The 25,150-nt window shown below is 61.1% G+C and carries 21 protein-coding genes; all 21 read right to left on the bottom strand.

What is annotated here, in order from left to right:
- Positions 1-15 precede the first annotated feature (15 nt).
- Positions 16-3,222, bottom strand: a complete 3,207-nt coding sequence (gene carB / locus Q7S58_RS01420) for a carbamoyl-phosphate synthase large subunit (protein ID WP_304820045.1) — start codon at positions 3,220-3,222, stop codon at positions 16-18.
- A gap of 48 nt (positions 3,223-3,270) precedes the next feature.
- Positions 3,271-4,467 (bottom strand): glutamine-hydrolyzing carbamoyl-phosphate synthase small subunit, encoded by a 1,197-nt coding sequence (carA, locus tag Q7S58_RS01415; protein ID WP_304820043.1) that lies wholly within the window; start codon positions 4,465-4,467, stop codon positions 3,271-3,273.
- A complete protein-coding gene (locus Q7S58_RS01410; RefSeq protein ID WP_304820041.1) occupies positions 4,464-5,828 on the bottom strand; it encodes a dihydroorotase in 1,365 nt (454 codons plus the stop codon). Before Q7S58_RS01410 ends, carA begins: the two co-directional genes overlap by 4 nt.
- Complete coding sequence (locus Q7S58_RS01405; RefSeq protein WP_304820039.1) at positions 5,825-7,777, bottom strand: aspartate carbamoyltransferase catalytic subunit; 1,953 nt, start codon at positions 7,775-7,777, stop codon at positions 5,825-5,827. The genes Q7S58_RS01410 and Q7S58_RS01405 overlap by 4 nt, the downstream gene beginning before the upstream one ends.
- 37 nt (positions 7,778-7,814) lie before the next feature.
- A complete protein-coding gene (gene pyrR / locus Q7S58_RS01400; RefSeq protein ID WP_304820037.1) occupies positions 7,815-8,357 on the bottom strand; it encodes a bifunctional pyr operon transcriptional regulator/uracil phosphoribosyltransferase PyrR in 543 nt (180 codons plus the stop codon).
- A gap of 146 nt (positions 8,358-8,503) precedes the next feature.
- Positions 8,504-9,157 (bottom strand): hypothetical protein, encoded by a 654-nt coding sequence (locus Q7S58_RS01395; protein ID WP_304820035.1) that lies wholly within the window; start codon positions 9,155-9,157, stop codon positions 8,504-8,506.
- A gap of 21 nt (positions 9,158-9,178) precedes the next feature.
- Positions 9,179-9,898, bottom strand: coding sequence for a signal peptidase I (gene lepB / locus Q7S58_RS01390; RefSeq protein WP_304820033.1), 720 nt, complete (start codon positions 9,896-9,898; stop codon positions 9,179-9,181).
- 9 nt (positions 9,899-9,907) lie between these two features.
- Positions 9,908-11,710 (bottom strand): translation elongation factor 4, encoded by a 1,803-nt coding sequence (gene lepA / locus Q7S58_RS01385; RefSeq protein WP_304820031.1) that lies wholly within the window; start codon positions 11,708-11,710, stop codon positions 9,908-9,910.
- Between the two features lie 73 nt (positions 11,711-11,783).
- On the bottom strand, positions 11,784-12,725 hold the full coding sequence (locus tag Q7S58_RS01380; protein ID WP_304820029.1) for an NAD-dependent epimerase/dehydratase family protein: 942 nt from the start codon (positions 12,723-12,725) through the stop codon (positions 11,784-11,786).
- Positions 12,726-12,743: 18 nt separating this feature from the next.
- Positions 12,744-14,051, bottom strand: a complete 1,308-nt coding sequence (locus tag Q7S58_RS01375; protein WP_304820027.1) for a UDP-glucose/GDP-mannose dehydrogenase family protein — start codon at positions 14,049-14,051, stop codon at positions 12,744-12,746.
- Positions 14,052-14,057: 6 nt separating this feature from the next.
- Positions 14,058-14,996, bottom strand: coding sequence for a glycosyltransferase family 2 protein (locus Q7S58_RS01370; protein WP_304820024.1), 939 nt, complete (start codon positions 14,994-14,996; stop codon positions 14,058-14,060).
- On the bottom strand, positions 14,981-15,904 hold the full coding sequence (locus Q7S58_RS01365; RefSeq protein WP_304820023.1) for a PfkB family carbohydrate kinase: 924 nt from the start codon (positions 15,902-15,904) through the stop codon (positions 14,981-14,983). Before Q7S58_RS01365 ends, Q7S58_RS01370 begins: the two co-directional genes overlap by 16 nt.
- 30 nt (positions 15,905-15,934) lie before the next feature.
- Complete coding sequence (gene mtnP, locus Q7S58_RS01360) at positions 15,935-16,798, bottom strand: S-methyl-5'-thioadenosine phosphorylase (RefSeq protein ID WP_304820021.1); 864 nt, start codon at positions 16,796-16,798, stop codon at positions 15,935-15,937.
- A gap of 18 nt (positions 16,799-16,816) precedes the next feature.
- Positions 16,817-17,911: a 23S rRNA (adenine(2503)-C(2))-methyltransferase RlmN gene (gene rlmN / locus Q7S58_RS01355; protein WP_304820019.1), complete on the bottom strand. Its 1,095-nt coding sequence runs from the start codon at positions 17,909-17,911 to the stop codon at positions 16,817-16,819.
- 94 nt (positions 17,912-18,005) lie between these two features.
- Entirely contained in the window at positions 18,006-18,422 is a 417-nt protein-coding gene (ndk, locus tag Q7S58_RS01350) for a nucleoside-diphosphate kinase (RefSeq protein ID WP_304820017.1), read from the bottom strand.
- Positions 18,423-18,425: 3 nt separating this feature from the next.
- Entirely contained in the window at positions 18,426-19,304 is an 879-nt protein-coding gene (gene sucD, locus Q7S58_RS01345; protein WP_304820015.1) for a succinate--CoA ligase subunit alpha, read from the bottom strand.
- 8 nt (positions 19,305-19,312) lie between these two features.
- Positions 19,313-20,476: an ADP-forming succinate--CoA ligase subunit beta gene (gene sucC, locus Q7S58_RS01340; protein ID WP_304820013.1), complete on the bottom strand. Its 1,164-nt coding sequence runs from the start codon at positions 20,474-20,476 to the stop codon at positions 19,313-19,315.
- Positions 20,477-20,559: 83 nt separating this feature from the next.
- On the bottom strand, positions 20,560-21,309 hold the full coding sequence (gene sdhB / locus Q7S58_RS01335) for a succinate dehydrogenase iron-sulfur subunit (protein WP_304820011.1): 750 nt from the start codon (positions 21,307-21,309) through the stop codon (positions 20,560-20,562).
- 9 nt (positions 21,310-21,318) lie between these two features.
- Positions 21,319-23,079, bottom strand: a complete 1,761-nt coding sequence (gene sdhA / locus Q7S58_RS01330) for a succinate dehydrogenase flavoprotein subunit (RefSeq protein ID WP_304820009.1) — start codon at positions 23,077-23,079, stop codon at positions 21,319-21,321.
- Positions 23,080-23,089: 10 nt separating this feature from the next.
- A complete protein-coding gene (locus Q7S58_RS01325; protein ID WP_304820007.1) occupies positions 23,090-23,752 on the bottom strand; it encodes a succinate dehydrogenase in 663 nt (220 codons plus the stop codon).
- A 20-nt stretch (positions 23,753-23,772) separates the two neighbouring features.
- A complete protein-coding gene (mdh, locus tag Q7S58_RS01320) occupies positions 23,773-24,717 on the bottom strand; it encodes a malate dehydrogenase (RefSeq protein WP_304820005.1) in 945 nt (314 codons plus the stop codon).
- Positions 24,718-25,150: the final 433 nt, after the last annotated feature.

Below are 25,150 nucleotides of genomic sequence, written 5' to 3'. Positions count from 1 at the left end.
CCCGCTGCGGCGCGCCTATGCGCGATGATAGTCCTGCAACGCGCGCACCTCGAACGGTTGCGTTTTCAGCGCGCGGATTCCCTCGACCGCGGCCTTCGCGCCGGCCATCGTGGTGAAATACGGCAGCCGGAGTTCCAGCGCGGTGCGCCGAATCGAAAACGAATCGCGGGCGCCGCTCGCGTCGGGCGTATTTATCACCATCGCGATGCGGCCTTCCTTCATCGCGTCAACGATGTGCGGGCCGCCTTGCAGCACCTTGTTCACGCTTTCGCATTGCAAACCAAGATCGCGGATGTGGCGCGAGGTTCCGTCGGTCGCGATCAACTGAAAGCGCATCTCGGCGAGTCCGCGAACGATCGGCTCGAGAAATTGCTTATCCTCGTCGCGCACGCTGATGAAAACGAAACCGCTATCGGGCAGGTCGGACGACGCGGCGAGTTCAGCTTTCGCGAACGCCATCGCAAATGTCGCGTCGATGCCCATCACTTCTCCGGTCGATTTCATCTCGGGTCCGAGGATCGTATCGACGCCGGGAAATTTGCCGAATGGGAACACCGATTCCTTCACCGCGACGTGAGCCGGCACGCGCTCGGCGGTGAATCCTATCTCGCTGAGTTTCATGCCGGCCATCGCAAGCGCGGCGTACTTCGCGAGCGGCACGCCGATCGCCTTGCTGACGAACGGGATGGTTCGGGAGGCGCGCGGATTTACTTCGAGGATGAATACCTCGCCGCCGAAAATCGCAAATTGGACGTTGATGAGCCCGACTACGCCGAGTTCGCGCGCGAGCATTTTCGTCTGCCTGCTCAGCTCGATTTGGATTTCCGCGCTTAGCGTGTTCGGCGGCAGCGCGCAGGCACTGTCGCCCGAGTGGATGCCTGCGTGCTCGACGTGCTCCATGATTCCGCCGATCACGACGATTTCACCGTCGGAAATCGCGTCGACGTCCACTTCGGTTGCGCCTTGCAGATAGCGATCGACCAACAGCGGATGGCGCTCGGAGGCTTGCAGCGCCTGCGTGACATAGCGGCGCAACTCCTCCTCATTCGGAATCACCTCCATTGCACGCCCGCCGAGGACGTAAGACGGGCGAATCAAAACAGGATATCCAACCTTCGACGCGCCGACTACCGCGTCGTCAAGGCCGCGCACGAGAATTCCATATGGTTGCCTGAGTCCGAGGCGTGAAACCATCTCATTGAAGCGCTCGCGATCCTCGGCGCGATCGATCGCATCGGGACTGGTGCCGAGAATCGGCACGCCAGCGCGCTCCAGCGGAACGGCCAGCTTGAGCGGCGTCTGACCGCCGAATTGCACGATCACACCGAACGGTTTTTCGCGCTCGGCGATCGCGATTACGTCCTCGAAGGTCAGCGGCTCGAAATAGAGCCGGTCCGAAATATCGTAGTCGGTCGAGACGGTTTCAGGATTGCAATTGACCATGATGGTCTCGAAGCCGGCCTCTTTGAGCGCGAGACTCGCATGCACGCAACAGTAGTCGAATTCGATTCCCTGCCCGATTCGATTCGGTCCGCCGCCAAGGATCATCACCTTCCTGCGCGCGGTCGCAGGCACTTCATCCTCGCCCTCGTAGGTCGAATACAAATACGGCGTGAATGCCTCGAACTCCGCGCCGCAGGTATCGACAGATTTATACACCGGCAGTACTCCGGCCTCGCGACGATGCGATGCGATCGACGACTCGTCCGCGGCGCGCAATTCCGCGATGCGTCGATCGGAAAACCCCATCGCTTTGAACTCGCGAAAAAATGCCTCCGTCATCGGCTCGGCGGCGATTCGATTCTCGACGCCAACGATGTCGGCAACCGCATCGATGAACCATCCATCGATCTTGCTCAGTTGAGCGGCTTCGGCGCGGCTCATTCCGAGCCGGAGCGCGTCGGCGAGATGATACAGTCGATGGCTGCTCGGCATCGCGATCAGCCGTCGAGTCTCCACCAGCGATTGCGCGCGCGATGGCTCTGGGAGCCGACTCTCGAAGCCCGACGATCCAATCTCGAGCGAGCGCAGAGCCTTCTGCAGAGATTCCTTGAAGGTGCGGCCGATCGCCATCGCCTCGCCCACGGATTTCATTTGCGGTCCAAGCTCATCGACGGCGCCGCGAAATTTTTCGAACGTGAAGCGCGGAATCTTGGTGACGACGTAGTCGATCGTCGGCTCGAAGCACGCAGGCGTCATCCGCGTGATGTCATTCGGAATTTCATCGAGCCGATAGCCGACCGCGAGCCGCGCCGCGATTTTGGCGATCGGAAATCCGGTCGCTTTCGACGCCAGCGCGGAGCTGCGCGAGACGCGCGGATTCATCTCGATCACGGCCATGCGCCCGGTGCCGGGTTCGATCGCGAACTGGATATTTGCACCGCCGGTGTCGACGCCGATCTCGCGAATGATTCGCAGCGCCGCGTCGCGCATCAGTTGATATTCCTTGTCGGTGAGCGTTTGCGCCGGCGCGACCGTGATCGAATCGCCGGTATGCACGCCCATTGGATCCAGGTTTTCGATCGAGCATACGATGACGACGTTGTCGGCGCAGTCACGCATCACCTCAAGCTCGAATTCCTTCCAGCCTTCGATCGATTGCTCGATCAATACTTCATGGCTGGGCGATTGCTCGAGTCCGTGGGCGACCTTCGCGTGGTAATCGTCAAGGTCGCGCGCAATTGAACCGCCGGTTCCGCCCAGCGTGCGCGAGGGGCGAATGATCAGCGGCAGGCCGAGTTCGTCAAGGATGCGGCGCGCCTCGCTCGCAGAATGCGCGATCGCCGAGCGCGGCACCTCGAGCCCGATTTTGAGCATCGCCTGCTTGAACAGATCGCGATCTTCGGCCTTCTTGATGGCCGGCAGTTTCGCGCCGATCAATTCGCACTTGAATCGATCCAGCACGCCGGTCTCGGCCAACTCGATCGCGAGATTCAGCGCGGTCTGGCCGCCGACGGTTGGCAGCAACGAATCGGGACGCTCGCGCTCGATAATTTTGGTGAGCACCGCGGCCGTCATCGGCTCGATGTAGGTGCGGTCCGCCAACTCCGGATCGGTCATGATAGTGGCGGGATTTGAATTGACGAGGATGAGGCGCAAGCCTTCCTCGCGCAATGCCTTGGCCGCCTGGGTGCCGGAATAGTCGAACTCGCACGCCTGGCCGATCACGATTGGACCGGAGCCGATCAACAGTACCGATTTCAGATCTTTACGAAGCGGCAATTTGAGATTCCCGGGAAAATAAAGTTGACGATGATTTTGAAGCTGCGCTCATCGCTGTTCGGCACGCTCATCCGCAACGATTCGATCGAGCGCGTCCGCGCCAAAGCGCGGAAATGCCTCGATCAATTTTTTGAAGCGCGAAAAGAGGTAACTCGAATCGTGGGGGCCGGGCGATGCTTCGGGATGATACTGCACCGAAAAAAACGGCACGCCGGTTCCGCGGAGCCCCTCGAGGGTTTTGTCGTTGAGATTCAGATGCGACAGTTCAGCCCGCCCCGCGAGCGATTCCGACTCGACCGCGAAGCCATGATTGTGCGACGTGATTTCGACGCGGCGCGTGCGCAAATCCATCACCGGATGATTCGCGCCGTGATGCCCGAAATCGAGCTTATAGGTTTTGCCGCCAAGCGCGAGTCCGAGAATCTGATGACCGAGGCAGATTCCGAAAACCGGTTTCTTGCCGAGCACGCCTGCGACCGCATCGCGCGCATACGGCAACGCCGCCGGATCGGCGGGTCCGTTGGAAAGAAAGATGCCGTCGGGATCGTACGACAGAATCTGCTCCGCGCTAAATCCGGCCGGCAGTACCTTCACGCGAAAGCCGGTCGATACCAGCCGTCGCAGAATGTTGAGCTTGATTCCGTAATCGAGCGCGACCACCATCGGCGCGCCGGCGAGCGACGCTTTGCTCGCAACCCGGTAGCCGGAGCCCAGTTCCCAATCGCCGACCTCCCAATCATAGGGCTCCGCGCAAGTGATTTCCTTCACGAGATCGCGGCCGACCAATCCTGGCGATGCCTTCGCTTTGGCGACCAGCGACGCCGGATCCAGATCGACGCTCGAGATGACGCCCTCCTGAGCGCCATGCGTGCGCAAATGACGCACCAGCGCTCGCGTGTCGATGCCTTCGATTCCGACCACGCGCGCTGCTTCGAGATACTCGCCGAGCGCCATCTGCGCGCGCCAGTTAGACGGGCGCTCGAGGTATTCCTTCACGATGAATCCGTCGACAAATACGCGTCGCGACTCAACGTCCTCGGCGTTGGTTCCGACGTTGCCGATTTGCGGATAGGTCATGCAGACGAGTTGGCCCCTGTACGACGGGTCGGTGAGCACTTCCTGGTAGCCGGTCATCGCGGTGTTGAATACGACTTCACCGACCGTCTCGCCGATCGCGCCGAACGCGCGCCCGCGAAAGATTCTGCCGTCGGCGAGCGCCAGAATCGCCTCGCGCCGGGTATTCATCGAACCGCGCCCTTCCTTCCGTCGTACACGATTTCACCGCCGACCAGAGTCAGAATTGCCTTGCCGCGAAGCCTTCTCCCGGCGAATGGGGTGTTGCGGCTCTTCGACAGAAATTTTCCCGGCTCGACGACCCAATCGAGATTTGGATCGATCACGGTTACGTCGGCAGCCGCTCCTGGAGCCAACGTGCCGGCTTCAAGCCGGAGCAGCGTCGCAGGATTGAGCGACATCATCGCAACGAATCGCGCGGGCTGGATCAACGATCGATGCACCAGGTCGAGCGCGAGACCGACCGACGTTTCGAGTCCGACGATTCCGTTGGCGGCGTGCTCAAAGATGTTCGCGAGCTCGTGATCGAGGCGCGGCGGCTCGCGGCCAGGACCGAAGTATCCCGCCAGCGAGTCCATCTGCTTCGACTTGGGGTCGTGCGGCGCATGATCGGAGGCAATCATATCGGCGGTGCCGTCGCGAATCGCCTCGTGGACAGCCTCAACGTCGGCGCGACTGCGGAGCGGAGGATTCATCTTCGCGTTTGGACCCCAAGTCAGCGCCGCGGTTTCATCGAGCGCGAAATGATGAGGCGCGACTTCGCAACTTACGTGGGCGCCGTGATGGCGCGCCGCTCGAATCAAGTCGAAAGTTTCCGCGGTCGAAGCATGCGCAATATGAACCGCGGCGCCGGAACCGATTGCGAGCGCGAGATCGCGCCGCACGCGCTCCGCTTCGGCAGACACGGGCACGCCGCTCACGCCCAGCCGCTTCGAGACTTCGCCGGCGTTCAGCGCCGCATCGCGCGAGAGCGCGCGATCTTCTTCATGCAGCGACGTCGCGAATCCGAGCCGCGATATTTCTTCGAGCGCGCGCGACAGAATCACCGGATCGTCGATCGGGATGCCGTCGTCGGAGAACATCCGCGCGCCCGCCTCAATCATCGCGGCGAAATCGACCGGCTCGACGCCGCGCAGGCCGCGCGTCACCGCAGATACGGGCACCAGGCGCGCCGCCCTGACGCCTTTGGCGCGCTCGAGCATGTAGGCGGTGATTTCGCGCGTGTCGTTCACCGGCGACGTGTTGGCCATCGCGGCGACTGCGCTGAAGCCCCCGGCCGCCGCGGCGCGAAGACCGCTTGCGATGGTTTCCTTTTCCGGAAAACCAGGGTCGCGCAGATGTACGTGCGGATCGATCAGGCCAGGCATCACCCAGCATCCCGCGACGTCAATCACATTAGCGTCGTCGGGTGCGTTGCTGAGGAGCGCTTCGACCGCTTCGATTTCGCCGTGGCGAAGAATCACGTCACAGACTTCGTCGATTCCGCTCGCGGGATCGATCACTCTGCCGCCTTTGAGCAGAATCGCTTTCAATTGGCGGGCTCCGGTTGCTTGAGCGGCTCGACGATCGAATAGATCATCACGCGATCGTTCGCTTTGCTTTTTCCATGCACGCCGGGCGCTGACAGTCTCACCTGCACGCGCTCCGTCCGCGAAGTCGGAATATTTTTGCCGCAGTAGTTGGGCCGAATCGGCACCGCGCGATGGCCGCGATCGATCAGCACTGCGAGCCTGACGGCGGCGGGACGGCCGCGCTTCCAAATCGTGGCCATCGCGCGCTGCACGGTCCATCCACTGTTGATCACGTCGTCCACCAGCACGATCGTGCGGCCTTCGACGTTGAAATCTTCCGCGCCATCGATCGGGCTCATCGCGTCGGCGTGAGTGTAAGCGTCCAGCGCAGCGCACGGCGGCCGAATCCTGGTCTTGCGCTCGATTAGATCGCGCAGCCTAAGCGCGAGAATCGCACCGCGGCTGACGACGCCTACCATCGATACGCTGGTTAGATCCGGCAGGTCCGCGATTATCTGATCCGCCAGCGACTCGACCGCGCTCGCGATTTCGTCCGGCTTCATGATTTCGCGTTGCGGGCCGCGCTTGTAGGGTTCGTAGCCGCCCTCCTCGGCCTGCTTCACGCTTTCGAACACCGCCAGCGATCCTTCTTCGATCCACTGGCGCACATAGCCTTGCAGCGTGTCGTCGTAGCGATAGTAGCGATGCGAGCGGACGTGGCCGACGAATTCGATTTTCAATTCACGCTCGCAGAAGCCGCATTTCAGCGCCAGCGCCGAAGGATCGACGCCGCGCGCGAGCGTGAATCGCGCCCGCAAATACGCACCTTCGAAACGCGAGATGCAATTAGAATTGGCGCATCGCGGCAGCGACGCCTCGCCCTTGAAACGAATCGCAACGCCAGCCGCGGGCGCTTCACGACGCGCCGCCGCCTTGCCCTTTTCGATCAGCCACGCGATCAGCGCCATCCGCACCGGCACTCCCGCGGCCGCTTGCTCGAAATAAACTGCACGCGGGTCGGCGTCGAGTTCGTAGGCCAGTTCGTCGGTGCGCGGCAACGGATGCATCACGACCGCGGATTGCGTGCGGCTGGTCTTGAGCGCGCGCGCGTCGAAGCGGACGTAGTCGCCGGCGTTGATGTCCTTCGCGGTCATGCGTTCCTTCTGCATGCGCGTGACGTAAAAGGCGTCGAGCGCGGCGGGCGGTTCCGCGCTGGGAATTTTCTGAATCTCGTCACCGGCGGTGAACAGCGCCATCTGATGCGGCGCGCTCGGCGTCAGATAGAGCGCATCGAGCCCGCCCGCGATCGACTTGAGTTCATCCATCGTAACCGTGGAAAAACTGTAGTTGCGTTCGGCGGCCAGGCGCTCGAGGACATAGCCGGGCACGTCCATCCCGGCGGTCGGCACCGCGACGATATTCGCGCCGAAGCGCGCGAGGGCATAGATCAGCGAATGCACCGTGCGGCCGAATTTGAGATCGCCGCAAAGCGCGACGGTGAGCCCCTTCAGATGACCCTTCTTGCGGCGCAGGATGTACAAATCGCACAGCGTCTGCGTGGGATGCTCGCGGCTGCCGTCGCCGGCGTTCAGCACCGGACATGTCGCGTAGTCGGCCGCGACGCGGGCGGCGCCGTCGTGCGGATGGCGAAGCACGATCAGGTCGGCGTACGAACTCACGACCCGCACGGTATCGGCCAGGCTCTCGCCCTTGGCGGCCGAACTGGCCTGCATGTCTGCCGAACTGATCACGCCGCCACCGAGCCGATGCATCGCGGACTCGAAGCTTAGGCGCGTGCGCGTCGAGGGTTCGTAAAACAGCGTCGCCATGATCAATCCCGACGCCGAAGCGATCCGCTGGCCGCGCGCGAGCCCGTCGGCGAACTCGTCGGCGAGTTCGAAGATGCGATCGATCTCTGAGGTCTGCAGATCCTCGATCGAGACCAGATCGATTTTCGCGAGTTGAGGCATCAGCGTTGCCGGCCCCCGGCGATCGCCAGGCACGAAATCATTTGCGCTCTCCGACCACGACCGCGTCGGTCCCGTCGACTTCAGCAAGGCGCACGTACACGCGCTGTCCAGGCGGCGCCTGAACATTTTTGCCGACGTAATCGGCGCGGATCGGCAACTCGCGCTCACCGCGATCGACCAGCACCGCGAGCTGCACGGATTCGGCGCGACCCAGGTCGGAGATCGCGTCGAGCGCTGCGCGGACGGTGCGCCCGGTGTAGAGGACGTCATCCACCAGCACGACTCGCTTGCCATCGAGCGAGAATGGAATGTCGCGGCCAATCAATCGCGGATCGCCGGGCGCGCCTTTGCCGTCGTCCCGATAGGACGAGATATCGAGCGTGCCGACCGGTACCTGGCGTTTGCCGTTCGCTTGCAGCTCGGATGCGATTCGTTCGGCGAGCGTCGCGCCGCGGCGGACGATTCCGACCAGCACGAGGTTATCGTCGCCGCCGGTGCGCTCCGCGATTTCCATCGCGATACGCTTGAGCGAGCGGCCAAGCTGCGCGGCGTCGAGCACGACGGTGTGCGCGGGATTCATCGCGGCGCCCGAAAAAAATCCCGGCGGCGCGAACGGCCAGGATACTTTGAAAACGGATTCATCGATTTTCCCTTTCCGCCATCTCAGTAGCGGGTTAAAGGTCACTATCTAAATATGATCGCAGGCGAGCAGAATCAAGTGCGCGCTCACGACGCGCGTTTTTTCTCCAGTTTTTTGAGCCGCTGATCCTGATCGCGGGTTTGGACCGTGATTCGATCGTCGAAGCGATCGAAATTGCGCGATAGATTGGCCAGCGATTTATTGGTCTGCTTCATTTCGGCGCGCAGTTCCTTCGTGGACTTGCTCATCTCTTCGCGAAGTTCCGTCGCCGAGGAGTTCATCTCCTTGCGTAGCTGCTCAGCGGAGACTTTCATTTCTTCGCGAAGCAGATCAGCCGAGCTGCTGATCTCCCCATGTAATTCCTCGGCGGAGCTTTTGATCTCTGCCCTGATCTCTCCCCCAAGTTGCTCGGCGGAGCTTTTGATCTCGCCGCGCAGTTGCTTCGTCGAGTTGCTCAATTCTTCGCGGAGCTCGACGCGCGCCTGGCCGAGCGCTTCTCCGACGCGAATTATCTCCGCACCAAGATCCTCGCGCGTCACGATGATGCTGCGCCGATTCTCCGCGATTTGCTCCGACAAAAATCGAATCTGCCCGCCAACTTCCGCGAACTGCCCGAACATTTCGTCGCGCAATGCGTCCAGCCGTCCCCCAAATCCCGAGACTGCTTCGACCACCAACTCGAAGCGCGCGCCGAGCTCCTCCAGCATCACGCCCAGCCGATTCATCGCCTCGTCAGCCACGTCGAATCTCCCCGCGCGAGTTTAGCGGACGATCATGCCAAATCGGTTCCATCGAATCGGAAGAACACTTGAACCGTCACCGTCCCACGACCAATAAATCACGGTGGCGTGGCCTTCGACATCGTCATCGTCGACGAAGCCCCAAAACCGGCTGTCGTAGCTGCGGTCGCGATTGTCGCCCATCATGAACAGCTTGCCGGCGGGCACCGTGATCGGACCGAAGTTGTCGCGCGGCGAGCCGGCGGTGCGATCCGACGAACTGACTTCGAGGTGCGCGTTCGGATCGGGCATCTTCGCGCCGTTCAACCAGACCACGCCGTCCTTGACCTGGATCGTGTCGCCCGCGATGCCGATCACGCGCTTGATGAAATCCTTGGTGCGGTCGGGCGGAAACACAAATACGACGACGTCGCCGCGATGCACCGACTCGAGATGAAACAAATAGCGGCCGTACGGCAGTCCCGGAATCTGCAGGCCGAAGATCGAATCGGGCATGCGGAGTCCGTACCCGATTTTGTTGACCAGGATGTGGTCGCCGATCAGCAGCGTCGGTTCCATCGAACCTGACGGGATCTTGTAGGCCTGAACGAAAAACGTGCGGATGAAGATCGCGAGGATCAGCGCGACGAACATCGCCTCGCCGTACTCGCGGACGACCGATTTGCGCTGCTCGCCGACCGCGGGGACCGGACTTGCGCCCGAGGACTGCAATTTCGGCAGGTTTCGCGCGGGCTCAGCCACTCTAATCCCCTACTCTCCGACCTTGAGCAGGGCCAGGAAGGCTTCCTGCGGGATTTCGACGCGACCGACCTGCTTCATCCGCTTTTTGCCTTCCTTCTGTTTCTCGAGCAGCTTGCGTTTGCGCGTGATGTCGCCGCCGTAGCATTTCGCGGTTACGTTCTTGCGCAGCGCCTTGACCGATTCGCGCGCGATAATCTTGGCGCCGATCGACGCCTGGATCGCGACGTCGAACATCTGGCGCGGGATCAACTCGCGCATCTTTTCGCACAGCGCGCGGCCGCGTTCGTAGGATTTGTCCCGATGCACAATAATCGAAAGCGCGTCCACGATCTCGCCGTTGATGCGAATATCCAATTTAACCAGAGGCCCGGCCCTGAAGTCCAGAAACTCGTAATCCAGCGACGCGTAACCGCGGCTCACCGACTTGAGGCGATCGTAAAAATCGAAAACGATCTCGGCGAGCGGCAACTCGTAGTGCAGGATGACGCGCTTGTCGCCGACGAATTTCAGATCGCGTTGCAGACCGCGGCGATCCTCGCAGAGCTTCATCACGGCCCCGAGGAACTCCTCCGGCATATGCACCGACGCGAGGATGAACGGCTCCTCGATCGCCTCGATCGAGTTTTCGTCCGGCAGCAGCGTCGGATTGTCAACGATCTTCACCTCGCCAGAGATGCTTCGCACCTGGTACGCGACGGTCGGCGCGGTGACGATCAGATTGATGCCGAATTCGCGCTCGAGCCGCTCCTGCGCGATCTCCATATGCAGCAATCCGAGGAAGCCGGCGCGAAAACCAAAACCCAGCGCCTGCGACGTCTCCGGCTCGCAGATCAGGCTCGCGTCGTTCAGCGTTAGCTTCTCGATCGAGTCGCGCAGCGCGCCATACTGGTTCGCCTCGGTCGGGTAAAGCCCGGCGAATACCATCGGCTTCAATTCCTTGAAGCCGGGCAGCGGTTCGGTCGCGGGATTGTCCGCGTCGGTGATCGTGTCGCCGACCCGCATGTCCGCCACCGTCTTAATATTCGCGACGATGAAGCCAACTTCGCCCGGCCCGAGCGTCTCGGCGGCGCGTTCGTGCGGCGTGAAATGCCCAAGCCGCATCACTTCGCCGGTCTTGTCGGTGCCCATCAGGAGCACCTTCATCCCGCGCTTGAGTTCGCCGCCAAAAACGCGCACCAAACCGATCACGCCTTCATACACGTCGTACCAACTGTCGAAGATGAGCGCGCGGACAGTCTGGTCCGGAGCTAGCTTCGGCGGCGGGATTCGCGCGACGATCGCCTCGAGCACCTCGGCGATGCCGATGCCCTCCTTCGCGCTGGTCAGGATCGCGTCGGACGCGTCGAGGCCGATCACTTCCTCGATCTGCTGGCGCGTGCGCTCGATGTCGGCGCCCGGCAAATCGATCTTGTTGACCACCGGAATGATTTCGAGACCGTGATCGAGCGCCAGGTAAACGTTGGCGAGCGTCTGTGCTTCGACCCCCTGGCTCGCATCGACGACCAGCAGCGCTCCTTCGCACGCCGCAAGGCTGCGCGACACTTCGTACGCGAAATCGACGTGGCCGGGCGTATCGATCAGGTTGAGAACGTAACTCTTGCCGTCCTTGGCGGCGTAGTCGAGGCGGACCGAGCGCGCCTTGATCGTGATGCCGCGTTCGCGTTCGAGATCCATCGAATCGAGGAACTGATCCTTCGATTCGCGCATCGTGAGCGCGCCGGTGCGCTCGAGGATCCGATCGGCGAGCGTGGACTTGCCGTGATCGATATGCGCGATGATCGAAAAATTGCGAATCGAAGATGATTCGGTCATTGCACGGCGAGTGGACGCTCTACTCCTTCGCGCGGTTGGCGGTAAGCGAGCTGTCGTTCGGCGATCGCGCGCATCAATTTGAGCGCCCCCGGCGATCCTTAAAGTATTTGAAGGTGTCCTCGAGCCCTTCGCCGAGCGCTTTCTCGGGACGCCATGCGATCGTCGATGCGGCTCGCGCCGGCGATATCACGGAACGGCGCTGCTCGCCGGGGCGCTCACCGGCATACTCCGCGGCGGCGGGGAAATCGGCGATCGCGGCGAGCGTCGAGTAGAGTTCATTCACGTTGGTCTCGATTCCGGTGCCGATATTCAGCGCCACGCCGGAAGCCGTCGAGTTGAGCGCCGCGATATTGGCGCGCGCCACGTCGCTGACGAATACGTAGTCGCGTGTCTGTTCGCCGTCGCCGAAAATCGTAACCGGCTTGCCGCCGAGTATCCTGCCGCAAAAGATCGCGACGACGCCCGCCTCGCCGTGCGGATCCTGCCGCGGGCCGTAAACATTTCCGTAACGCAGCGCGACGTAATCGATGCCGTACTGAACTTTGTAGAAAAACAGGTAGGCCTCGGTGGCCAGTTTCGCGACGCCGTAAGGACTGACCGGCCGCAGCGGATGATCCTCAGTGCAGGGAAACTCGTCCTGTTCGCCGTAGATCGCGCCGCCGGTGGACGAAAGTATGACACGACGGAGGCCTTGCTGACGCGCGGCTTCGATCAGATTGAGAAAGCCGACCACGTTGACTTGCGCGTCGAACGCCGGATCGGCGACCGATCGCCGCACGTCCATTTGCGCGGCGCAGTGGATGATCGCCTCGGGCCTGGTCTTCTCGACGACGGCTTTTACCGCGGCAGCGTCGCGCAGATCGACCTGGAAAAACGCAGCCCTGGTATTCACCTGATTGCGCTTGCCGCTGGATAAATCGTCGAGGACGAAAATTTCATCCGCGCCCGCCGCGACCAGCGCATCGACGGTATGCGAGCCGATAAAACCGGCGCCGCCAGTTACCACAATCCTCATGTGAAAAATGCCCTTTTCTTAAACCGGATGACGCCCGACTGAGTAGTAGCGGAATTCGAGCGCCTTCATGAGATCCGGATCATACAGGTTTCGGCCGTCGAAAATCACCGGCTGCTTGAGTTCATTCTTGATGCGCTGGAAATTGGGCCGGCGGAATTCGTTCCACTCAGTCAGGATCAGCAGCGCGTCGGCGTTTTTGAGCGCCTCGTAATTGGTCTTGTGGTAGGTGACGCGATCGCCGAAATACTTGCGCGCGTTTTCAAGCGCCTCCGGATCGTGCACCCGGCATTGCGCGCCCGCGCGCAGCAGCTCCTCGATCACCACCAGCGAAGGCGCTTCGCGCATATCGTCGGTGCGCGGCTTGAATGCGGTGCCCCAGACCGCGAATACCTTGCCGCTGAGATCGTCTCCGAAATGCTGCTTCACGCGCTGCGGGATCAACCGCTTCTGCCGCATGTTGACCGATTCGGCCGCCGCCAGCAGCGCGAAATCGAGACCATTTTCGGACGCCGAGTGAATCAGCGCCTGCACGTCTTTCGGAAAACACGAACCGCCATAGCCGATACCCGGAAACAGGAACGACGAGCCAATCCGCCGATCGGAACCCAAACCGCGCCGCACCGCATTGATATCCGCGCCGACCGCGTCGCATAGATTCGCCATGTCGTTGATGAACGAGATGCGCAGCGCAAGCATCGCATTCGACGCGTACTTAGTCAGTTCCGCCGACTTCGGATCCATCTCGAGGATCGGATTGTCGGTGCGCACGAAGGGACTGTGAATCTCGCGCAAAATTGCCCTCGCCTGATCGCTCAAGCTGCCGATCACAACTCGATCGGGCCGCATGAAATCTTCGATTGCGGAGCCTTCCTTCAGAAATTCAGGCACCGAGCAAACGTCGATGCGATGCTTCGCGACCCGGTTCACAATCTCTCTCACGCGATCATTGGTGCCGACCGGCACCGTGCTCTTGATCGCAATGATGTGGTAACCGGTGACGGCCCTGGCGATGTCCTCCGCGGCCTTGAAAATCGCGCTCAAATCGGCGGCGCCAGTCGCGTTCATCGGAGTGCCGACCGCGATGTACGACACCATCGATTGCGCCACCGCGTAGCTTACGTCGGTCGTGAAATGGAGGCGTCCCTCCTTCACATTGCGGCGCACCAGCTCTTCGAGGCCGGGTTCATAAAACGGCGCCTTGCCCTCGATAAGCTGCGCGATACGGCGTTCGTCAATATCAACACAGACAACCTCGTTGCCGCTTTCCGCATAGCAAGTTCCGCTGACCAGACCGACATACCCGGTCCCCACCACTGTGATGTTCATGAGGTACTAGAACTCCTCCTTGATTATATACACGGGCTTGCCCTGCGACTCATGATAGGTGCGCGCCAGCATCTCTCCCAGCAAGCCCATACTGATGAATTGAACGCCAACTACCACCAGCAACACGGCCAGCAGCAGCGCCGGCCGATTACCCAGTGTGTAACCGAACAGTACTTTTTCGATTACCAATATGAATGTCCACAAACTACCAAGTCCGCCCAGTACAATGCCTATTAAGCCGAATATCTGAATCGGCGCCGTCGAATAGCCAGATAAAAACTTGACAGTAACCAGATCGAGTAGTGTGCGAATTATTCGGCCGAGGCCGTATTTCGAAATGCCAGCGCGGCGCGGCCGAAACCCGATCGGAACTTCGACGATGCGTGCGCCCTGCTCCGCGGCGATCGCCGGCACGAATCGATGCATCTCGCCGTAGAGGTTCAGGCTCTGCGCTAACTCGCGGCGATACGCCTTGAAGGTGCATCCGTAATCGTGGAGTCGCACGCCGGTGATCGCGGAAATCAGCGAATTGGCCGCGATCGACGGAATCCGGCGAGTGAATTTCTCCTTCTGCCAGCGGGCCGTGCGCCATCCGCTCGCGAGATCGTAACCCTGGTCAAGCGCGGCGAGCAGTCGCGGGATGTCGGCCGGATCGTTTTGCAAATCAGCGTCGAGCGCAACGATCACATCGCCCGATGCGTGCCTGAAGCCGCACGCGAGCGCCGCCGTCTGTCCCGAGTTTCGCGCGAGCCGAATAACATGGACGGCGGGATCCGAGCCTTTGATCTCGCGCAGCACTTCGATTCCGCCGTCGGTGCTGCCGTCGTCGATGAACACGAGTTCGTAGGAATGCCCAACTGCTCGCATCACACCGGTCAATTCGGCGTGGAGAGGGGCGAGATTATCCCGCTCGTTGAATAGCGGAATAACTACTGAGTAATCCATCTCGCATGATGGGAATCGATAAGGTCGATGAATGCGCGGTAGCGTTTGTCGATGTCATCCCAGGTCAGCTCGAACAGCCGGTCGAGCGAGAATTTCTCGACCACGAACGACGCCAGCACGCTGCCGTAAACCACCGCGGTCCTGAGCGAGGACTCGCTCACGCGGCCGCTGCGCGCAAGAAATCCCATCATGCCGCCGGCGAAGGTATCGCCCGCGCCTGTAGGATCGATCACTTCCTCGAGCGGATAAGCCGGCACCGCAAACATCCCTTCCTTGCTGAATTGCAGCACGCCGTATTCGCCGCGCTTGACCAGCAGCATCCGCGGACCCATCGCGAGGATCGCGCGACCCGCTTTCACCAGGTTGCTTTCGCCCGACAGCATCCGCGCTTCCTCGTCGTTGAGCGTCAGAATATCCAGGCGGGAGAGCAGCTTTATTAGATCGTCGCGGGTCTCGTTGATCCACAGATTCATCGTATCGCCCGCGACCAGCTTGGGCGTGCTGACTTGCGAGAGCACCCGCTGCTGAAGGCTCGGCGCGATGTTGGCGAGAAACAAATAGTCGCAGCGCCGCTGATCGGCCAGCAGATTCGGCATGAAGCCGTCGAACACGTTCAGCTCGACGCTCACCGTATCGCGCTTGTTCATATCCTCGTGATAACGCCCGTGCCAATGGAAGGTTCTGCCCTCTTTCTGTTCGAGCGCGCGCAGATCGATTCCGCGCTCCGCCAGCCGCTGGCGATCCTCGGCCTTGAAGTCGGAGCCTACGACCGCCACCACGCTGACGGGCGTGAAGAAGCGCGCGGCGACCGCGAAATAGCTGGCCGAACCGCCCAACGCATCGACTACATTTCCATGCGTTGTATCGACATCGTCATAGGCTACGGAACCGACAACTACAATACTCATTCGATTAGCTACCTGTATAAACTCGATTAGCTAGAGATACTTTCCTAGTAATGGCCGCAAAGCGTCGATTCGTTCCTGCGAAATTACGGTGCGATCGGTGATGATAGTTCCCTTCAGCGCGTGTTCGCAGCCGCAACTGCGCGGGCGGTTGCCGAGCGTCCCGGCCAGTTGCGACACCGCTTTCTGCGCCTTCTCGACGTTGGCGTTCATCACCCGCAGAATCTCGGCGATATCCACCGCCGCGACCGATTCGTGCCAGCAGTCGTAGTCGGTGACCAGCACCAGCGCCGCGTAACACATCTCGGCTTCGCGGGCGAGCCGCGCTTCCTGCATCGCGGTCATGCTGATCACGCTGGCGCCGAACCTGCGGTACAGATTCGATTCCGCGCGCGTCGAAAATTGCGGCCCCTCCATGCAGAGATACGTCCCGCCTTCGTGAACCAGCGCGCCGCCAGCGCGAGTCGCACCAACCAGACTGCGCGCAAGATCGGCGCACACCGGCGATGCGAGCGAGACATGCACGACGAGGCCGTCGCCGAAGAATGTCTGCGGCCGTCTGAACGTCCGATCGATAAATTGATCGGGAACGATCAATTCGCCTGGATGGATTTCCTCTTTCAGGCTGCCCGCGGTGGAAATCGATACGAGATGGGTCACCCCGAGTTGCTTCATCCCGAAAACATTGGCGCGAAAATTTATTTCCGACGGCAGCAGCCGATGACCGCGGCCGTGGCGCGCGAGGAATACCACTTCGAGATCGCCGATTCGTCCCTGGTAGAAGGGATCCGATGGTTCGCCAAATGGCGTTTGCAGCGTCAACTGCTCGACCTTCTCGAGCCCTTTCATCTGGTAGAAGCCGCTGCCGCCGATAACTCCGAGTACGTTGTGTGCCATCTGTGATGTTGTCGCTGTTCAAGTCGCGCGATGCTGCTCGGCGTATAGCTGCCCGCAGGCCGCCGCGATATCCAGCCCTCGACTTTCGCGAATGGTAGCGGTCAAGTTACCGTTCTTGAGGATCGCTTGAAAGGCCTCGACCGCGGCGCGCGGACTGGTGCGCAGGTTCGAGCCGTCGAACGGATTGTAAAATATCAGGTTGATCTTGGCGCGCAGCGGCGCGAGCAGTTTCAGCAGACCGCGAGCATCGGCGATCGAATCGTTCACACCGGCGAGCATCACATACTCGAACATGATTCGATTGCGCCGCTTGATCGGCAGTTTCCGGCAGGCGGCGATCAAGTCCTCGAGCGGATAGCGCTGATTGATCGGTGCGAGGCGGCTGCGAAGTTCATTGGTGGTCGCGTGCAGGGAGACCGCGAGATTCACCGGGATTTCCGCGAGCAGACGCTCCATCGCGGGAATCAAGCCAACGGTCGAAACGGTAATGCGCCGCGGCGAGATGTTCATCCCCCACTCCGCCGTCATGATCGTCAAGGTCTGAATCAGCCGCGGATAGTTGGCGAGTGGCTCGCCCATCCCCATGAAAACGAAATTGGTGAATTCCTCGCCGGGAAGGAGTTCGCTGCGCGCCGCGAAAATCTGCCCGAGCATCTCGGACGCGGTCAGGTTGCGATGCAGCCCCATGCGGGCGGTAGCGCAGAACTCGCACGCCATCGCGCATCCCACCTGGCTCGACATGCAGAGCGTGACGCGTCCTTCGGCGGGAATGATCACCGATTCGATCTCTTCGCCGTCGGCCAGCCGAATCAGCAATTTTCGCGTGCCGTCGGTCGCGCGCGAAACGACGGACGCGGCCGGCACCCCGATCCTGAAGTTCTGCTTTAGATGAGCGCGCAGCGTGGCGGGTAGATCCAGCATCGCGTCGAACGACTCGACACCGCGGGCATAGAGCCACTGCACGATCTGGCGCGCGCGAAATTCACGCTCGCCAAAATCGACGACGATCTGGCGCACCTCGTCGAGCGTCAGCTCGCGCATGTCACGTAGCGTCAGCTCGCGCATGTCGCGCATCGATGACGATCGCTCGGCGGTATCGCTGTCTGCGTTCACGGCTGACTATTGTAGTTGAAACGCGCGGCTGACGCAGGCTCGCGACAAATGGCGCCGCCGCAACAATCCCGGAGCTTGCGCGGCAGTTCGATTGCTATTCCAAAAGCTCGCGGCTCGGGAAGAAAAATGCGACTTCCTGCGCCGCGGTTTCGGGCGCGTCGGAGCCGTGCGTCGCATTCTGCTCGACGTCGATACCGTAGTCGCGCCGAATCGTGCCCGCGTCGGCCTTCTTGGGATCCGTGGCGCCCATCAGCCCGCGCCATCGCGCGATCGCATTCTCGCCCTGCAGCACCATCACGACGACCGGACCCGACGTCATGTAATCGCAGAGGCCGCTGAAGAACGGGCGGGCTTTGTGCACGTCGTAGAATGTTTCGGCATCGGCGCGCGACAGATGCAGCTTGCGCATCGCGATGATCGACAACCCCGACGCCTCGATGCGCTTCAATATGTCGCCGGTCAGTCCGCGCCGCACAGCGTCGGGCTTCACGATCGCAAATGTACGTTCCATCGCTTACGCCCTGCCCCGCAGCAGCGATTGCATCGTGGTGCCGAGATCGGCGGGACTCATCGCGACCGCGATTCCAGCCGCCTTGAGCGCCGCGATTTTGTCGGCCGCGGTGCCTCGCCCGCCCGAGATGATCGCACCGGCATGTCCCATCCGCCGCCCTTTCGGCGCAGTCTGCCCGGCGATGAAAGCGACCACCGGTTTCTTAAAGTTTTGCTTTATATATTCCGCGGCCTCTTCCTCCGCCGTTCCGCCGATCTCGCCGATCATGATCACCGCGCGAGTCGCTGGATCTTCATTGAAGAGTTTCAGCGCGTCGATATGGGTCGTCCCGACGATTGGATCGCCGCCGATTCCGATACAGCTCGATTGCCCGATTCCAAGTTGCGTCAGTTGAAACACCGCCTCATAGGTGAGCGTGCCCGAGCGCGACACGACGCCGACGTCGCCCGGTTTGTGGATGTACCCCGGCATAATGCCGATTTTGCATTCGCCCGGCGTGATGATGCCTGGGCAGTTCGGTCCGATCAGGCGCGACTTGGTGCCCGCCATGTAGGCCTTCACTTTCACCATGTCGAGCACCGGCACGCCCTCGGTGATGCAGATGACCAGCTCGATGCCGGCTGCGACCGCTTCGAGCATCGCGTCGGCGGCAAACGCGGGTGGTACGTAGATCACGGTCGCATCACAGCCGGTCGCTTTGCGCGCCTGCTCGACGGTGTCGAAAATCGGGATACCCTCGAAGTCGGTGCCGCCTTTGCCGGGCACTACGCCGCCGACCATCTGCGTGCCGTATTCTTTGCACGCGCGCGTGTGAAGCTGGCCGGTCGCGCCGGTGATTCCTTGCGTGAGTACGCGGGTATTCTTGTTAACCAGGATGCTCATGAAAAAACCTAAGCGCCGATTTCCTTGACGATGCGCCGCGCGGCGTCGGCCATGTCGCTCGCGGTGATTACCTTGATGCCTGAATCGGCGAGAATCTTCTTGCCCTCGGTGACGTTGGTGCCTTCCATCCGAACCACCAGCGGCACACTCAGCTTGACCTGTTTCGCGGCTTCGACGACGCCTTGCGCGAGCACGTCGCATCGCATGATGCCGCCGAAGATGTTGATCAGCACGCCTTTGACTCGTGTGTCGGAAAGCAGGATGCGAAACGCCGCGGCGACTTTTTCAGTGCTGGCGCCGCCGCCAACGTCGAGAAAATTCGCCGGCTCGGCGCCGTAAATCTTCACGATGTCCATCGTCGCCATCGCGAGGCCCGCGCCGTTGACCATGCATCCGATATTGCCGTCGAGATGCACGTAGCTGAGGTCGAACTTGGCGGCCTCGGTCTCGGCGGGATCTTCCTCGTTCGCGTCGCGCAGTTCGCGGATGTCGGGATGACGGAACAGGCCGTTGTCGTCGAACGACATCTTGGCGTCGAGGCAAATCACGCGTCCGTCGGCAGTCACGACCAGCGGATTGATCTCGATCAGCGATGCGTCCGTTTCGATGAACGCCTTGTAGAGCGCCGAGAGCAGCGCCGTGAACTGGCCGATCTGCTTGTCTTTGAGGCCGAGCGAAAATGCGATTTTGCGCGCGAGGAATCCCGACACGCCGAGCAGCGGATTGATCGGTTCAGTGAGAATTTTCTCGGGCGTCTTGGCGGCGACTTCCTCGATATCCATGCCGCCTTCGGTGCTGGCGATCACGGAGACGCAGCCGGCCTTCCGATCGACCAGCATCCCGAGGTAAAGCTCGCGCGCGACCTGGCTCGCCTCTTCGATATAGACGCGGCGGACGACGCGGCCTTCCGGCCCAGTCTGATGCGTGACGAGCGGCTTGCCGAGCAGTTTGGCGGCGAAGTCGCGGACTTCGTCGGCGCTCGAGAGCAGTTTGACGCCGCCGGCTTTGCCGCGGCCGCCGGCATGAATCTGCGCCTTGACCACGACTTTTGGCTGGCCGAGCGCTTTGAACGCGGACGCAGCTTCGTCGGGCGTCGATGCCGCCTGACCCTTGGGCACCGGCGCGCCGAAGCGGCCGAGAATTTGTTTGGCTTGAAACTCGTGAATGTTCATTCAACTACCTGGCAGGCGTTTGCCGTCGATCGAAAGACTTCGATGTACAGGATGACATCAATGACATCAATACAGCGCTGATGTCACTTCATAAACAGGTCGCGGAGCCACTTGATCGACGTCTGACGGCCGACTGCGCCAATCGCCGTTGTGAGCGGGATACCCTTGGGGCAGACCTCGACGCAGTTCTGCGCATTGCCGCAATCCTCGACACCGCCGACGCTCATCATCGCCTGCAGCCGTTCATCCTGATTCATCTTGCCGGTCGGATGCTGGCTCATCAGATAGACTTGGCCGATCACGGCGGCGCCCATGAACTCCGAATGCGAATTAACTTGCGGGCACGCTTCGAGGCAGCATCCGCACGTCATGCATCGCGAGAACAAATACGCAAGTTGCTGGACGTCGGGGGCGACGCGCGGTCCCGGTCCGAGATCGTAAGTGCCGTCGATCGGAATCCACGCGTGCGCTTTCTTGAGCGCGTCGAACATCTTCGACCGATCGACCATCAGATCGCGGATGACTGGAAATTTCGACATCGGCTCGATGGTGACGCTCGAACCGAGGCTGTCGGCAAGCTGGCTGCATCCCTGCCGCACCCGTCCATCGATGAGCATCGTGCACGAGCCGCAGACTTCTTCGAGGCAGTTCGCATCGAACACCACCGGCGCGACGCGCTTGCCCTGGCGCGTGACCGGATTGCGCCGCACTTCCATCAGCATCGAGACGACGTTGTGATGCGGCAGATAGGGAATCTCGAACTCTTCCCAATAGGATTGCGAGTTGGGATTTTCCTGCCGCTTCACCCTGAGAATTTGCGTACGTTCAGCCACACCAATCTCCTAAGCGGCGGTCTTGGTTTCGGTCGCGGATTTTTCGACGTCGTAACGGCGCGGGCGCGGCTTGAGCAAGCTCACGTCCACCGGCTCCCAACTGAAGCGCGGGCCGTCGGACGACCACGCCGCCATGGTAGTTTTCATGAAATTAGGATCGTCGCGCTCCGGGAAGTCGGGCTTGTAGTGCGCGCCGCGCGATTCGTTGCGATTGAGCGCGCCCAGCGTGATCGGCCGCGCCAGTTCGAACATGTTCCATAGCTGGCGCACGAACAGCACTTCCTGGTTGGCCCACTTGCCCTTGTCATTCAGCCCGATGCTAGCCCATCGATCCTTGTACTCGAGAATCTTGTCGTCGGTGAGCTTCAGCTTGTCATTGTAGCGGACGACGGTGACGTTCTCGGTCATGACCTCGCCGAGTTGCCGCCACAGCGCGAAGGCATTCTCGGGTCCGTCCATTTTGAAGATCTTGTCGAAATCCTCGCGCTGACGGGTCAGCTCGGAATCGTAAATGCGTGAAGACGCATCACTCTTGTGCGACTTCGTGTAATTGACCATCGCGCGCGAGGCGACATCGCCGCCGTACACGCACGATAAAAGCGAATTCGCACCGAGCCGATTCGCGCCGTGATACTGGAACTCGCATTCGCCGGCGGCAAACAGTCCGGGCACGTTGGTCTGCTGATCGTAGTCAACCCACAGCCCGCCCATCGAGTAGTGCATCGAGGGGAAAATCTTCATCGGAACTTTGCGCGGATCCTGACCGGCAAACTTCTCGTAAATTTCGAGCACGCCCGCGACCTTGCGATTCAATTCCACAGGATCGAGATGGCTCACGTCGAGATACACCAGCGGATTGCCATCGATGCCGAGCTTGTCCTCGAACACGACCTTGTGAATCGCCCGAGTCGCGATATCGCGCGGCACCAGATTGCCGTAGGCCGGGTACATCTCTTCGAGAAAATACCAGGGCTTGCCCTCGCGATAAGTCCAGACGCGTCCGCCCTCGCCGCGTATCGATTCGGAAATGAGCCGGTTCTTGTCCTCGCCCGGCACCGCAGTCGGATGCACCTGGATGAACTCGCCGTTGGCGTAAACCGCGCCTTGCTGATAGGCGGCGCTCGCGGCCGAGCCGGTATTGACCAGCGACTGAGTCGAGCGCCCGTACACCAGGCCGGGGCCGCCGGTCGCGACCAACACGGTGTCGGCAGGAAACGCGCGCATCTCGAGCGAGCGCGTATCGATCGCGACGATACCGCGGCATTCGCCCGATTCGTCCTGCACGATACTAAGCATCTCCCAGCCTTCGAATTTGCGAACCTGACCGCCGACTTCGTAGCGCCGGACTTGCTCGTCCAGAGCGTAGAGCAGTTGCTGGCCCGTGGTTGCGCCGGCAAACGCAGTCCGATGATGCTTGGTGCCGCCGAACCGCCGAAAATCGAGCAGGCCCTCGGCGGTGCGATTGAACATCACGCCCATCCGATCGAACAGATAGATGATCGCCGGCGCCGCATCGCACATCCCTTTGACGGGCGGCTGATTGGCGAGGAAGTCGCCGCCGTAGATGGTGTCGTCGAAGTGGATCATCGGCGAATCGCCCTCGCCTTTCGTATTGACGGCGCCGTTGATTCCGCCTTGCGCGCAGACCGAATGCGATCGCTTGACCGGCACGATCGAGAACACGTCGACCGATTCGCCGTGCTCCGCGAGTTTCATCGCCGCGGTCAAACCCGCAAGCCCGCCTCCAACAATTATGTGACGACCTGGCATCGATACTCTCCTAAGCGGGTGCGCGGAACGCCACCATGATGGCGACGCTTGCAATCGCGAGAATCAGGCCCAGCGCGATACACGCGCGATTAACCATTCGTTGCGCTCGAGGACCCACCGCGAGTCCCCACGTGATCGAAAATGTGTAGATGCCGTTGGTAAGGTGATAGACGCAGGCCAGCGTCCCGACGACGTAGATCGTCAAATACACCGGGTCGATCATGAACGAATGCATCCGCTCGTAGCTGGTCTCGGTGCCGGTGGCGTAATAGAAGATGCGCGTCGAGAAGACGTGAAAGCCGATGAACAGGAACGCCAGTATCCCGGTGATGCGCTGCATCGTGTACTGGTAATTGCGCGCATACGGATAATCGTTGGGCTGCGCCGTCGCCGTGATTATCAGGCCGTAGATGGCGTGATACAGAATCGGAATCCACAGCACGGCCGCCTCGACCGCGATCTGAAACGGCAGTCCGCGCGTGAATTCGGTCTCCTTCCACCACACTTCGCTGCCGCGCAGCACGAAAGCGTTTTCGAAGATGTGGAACAGCAGAAAGCCGCCGATCGGGACGATCCCCGACAGCGAATGCAGCCGGCGGAGCAGCCAGTGCCGCTCGTCCGCGCTCATGGTTGCTCCCGCGACAGGAGCTGCGATTGCACCTGGTTCAGCCATTGACCTTATCCTGAGCGATTCTAGTTGTTAGCTGCGATGACCTTGTCCATCGCATCGACCAGTTCACGCACGTGCGCTACCGAAGTGTCGAAAGCGGCTTTCTCCGCCGAATTGAGCTGGATTTCGACCACGCGCTCGACACCGCCCTCACCGATCACGACCGGCACGCCCGCGAACAATCCTTTCACGCCGTACTCTCCGTCGAGATACGCGGCGCACGGCAGCACCTGCTTGCGATCGAGGATGAATGCCTCGACCATTTTGTACACCGCGGTGCCCGCCGCGTAGTAAGATGAGGTCTTCATCAACTCGACGATCTCGCCGCCGCCGGTGCGGGTGCGCTTTTCGATTTCATCGAGCCGCGCGGCCGCGATCAATTTTTCGATCGGCTGCCCCGCGACCGTGGTATAGCTCCGAATCGGCACCATGTCGTCGCCGTGACCGCCCAGCACCATCGCCGACACGCTTTCGACCGACACCCCGAGTTCCGACGCGAGGAAGGTGCGATAGCGCGCCGAATCGAGCACGCCGGCCTGGCCCACGATTCGATTCTTGGCGAAGCCGGTCACGCGCTTCAGTTGCGTGACCATCGCGTCGAGCGGATTCGTCACCGCGATCACGAACGCATTCGGCGCATGCTGCTTGATCGCGACGCCGACGTCGTTCATGACTTTCGCGTTGATCTTCAGCAGGTCGTCGCGGCTCATCCCGGGCTTACGCGGCGATCCGGACGTCACCACGCAGCAGTCCGCGCCCTCGATGCCCTTGATATCGATCGTGCCGGTCACCGAACAATCGATACCGAGCACCGGCGCCGATTCCAGCATGTCGAGCGCCTTGCCCTGCGGCAGGCCGTCGATAATGTCGTATAGCACGATGTCGCCGAGCCGGTTCAGAAAGCACAGATGGGCGCAGGTTGCGCCGACGTTCCCTGCTCCGACAAACGCAATTTTTTTTCGAGCCACGCTGCCGTTTTCGTCTCCCGTGTTTTTCGATCTGAAAGCCTAGCTAATATTCGCGTACTTGTTAATAAGCCAAGATTAAGTAACGCGCAAGCGCGAGCCGGACTTCGAGTCTTCAGAAAGCGTGCTGTTTAATAGCAGCGTTGGGATCAGATGTGAAGCAAATCCGCCCGCCGCCTCTTTGCCTCGCCCCCGCTTCTTTGCGTAGCGCGGCGAGGCCGAGACTCGGCAGAAGCGATGAGGAGCGGCCTTTGCTCGCTTCGCCCGCCGCCTCTTTGCCTCGCCCGCTTCGTTGGGCGAGTATGCACTACTTGACTAGGACGCATATTCGCGCTACATTTATTTTCATGAGGAACAAGGAAGCCCGCGCCCCCAAGTTCACGCCGCAAATGACGGTCTTTCAATTCGACCGGATGTTTCCCGACGAGGATTCGTG

The organism is Candidatus Binatus sp. (genome assembly GCF_030646925.1).
Taxonomy (GTDB): Bacteria; Desulfobacterota; Binatia; order Binatales; family Binataceae; genus Binatus.
This window is presented reverse-complemented; position numbering and strand designations above follow the sequence as displayed.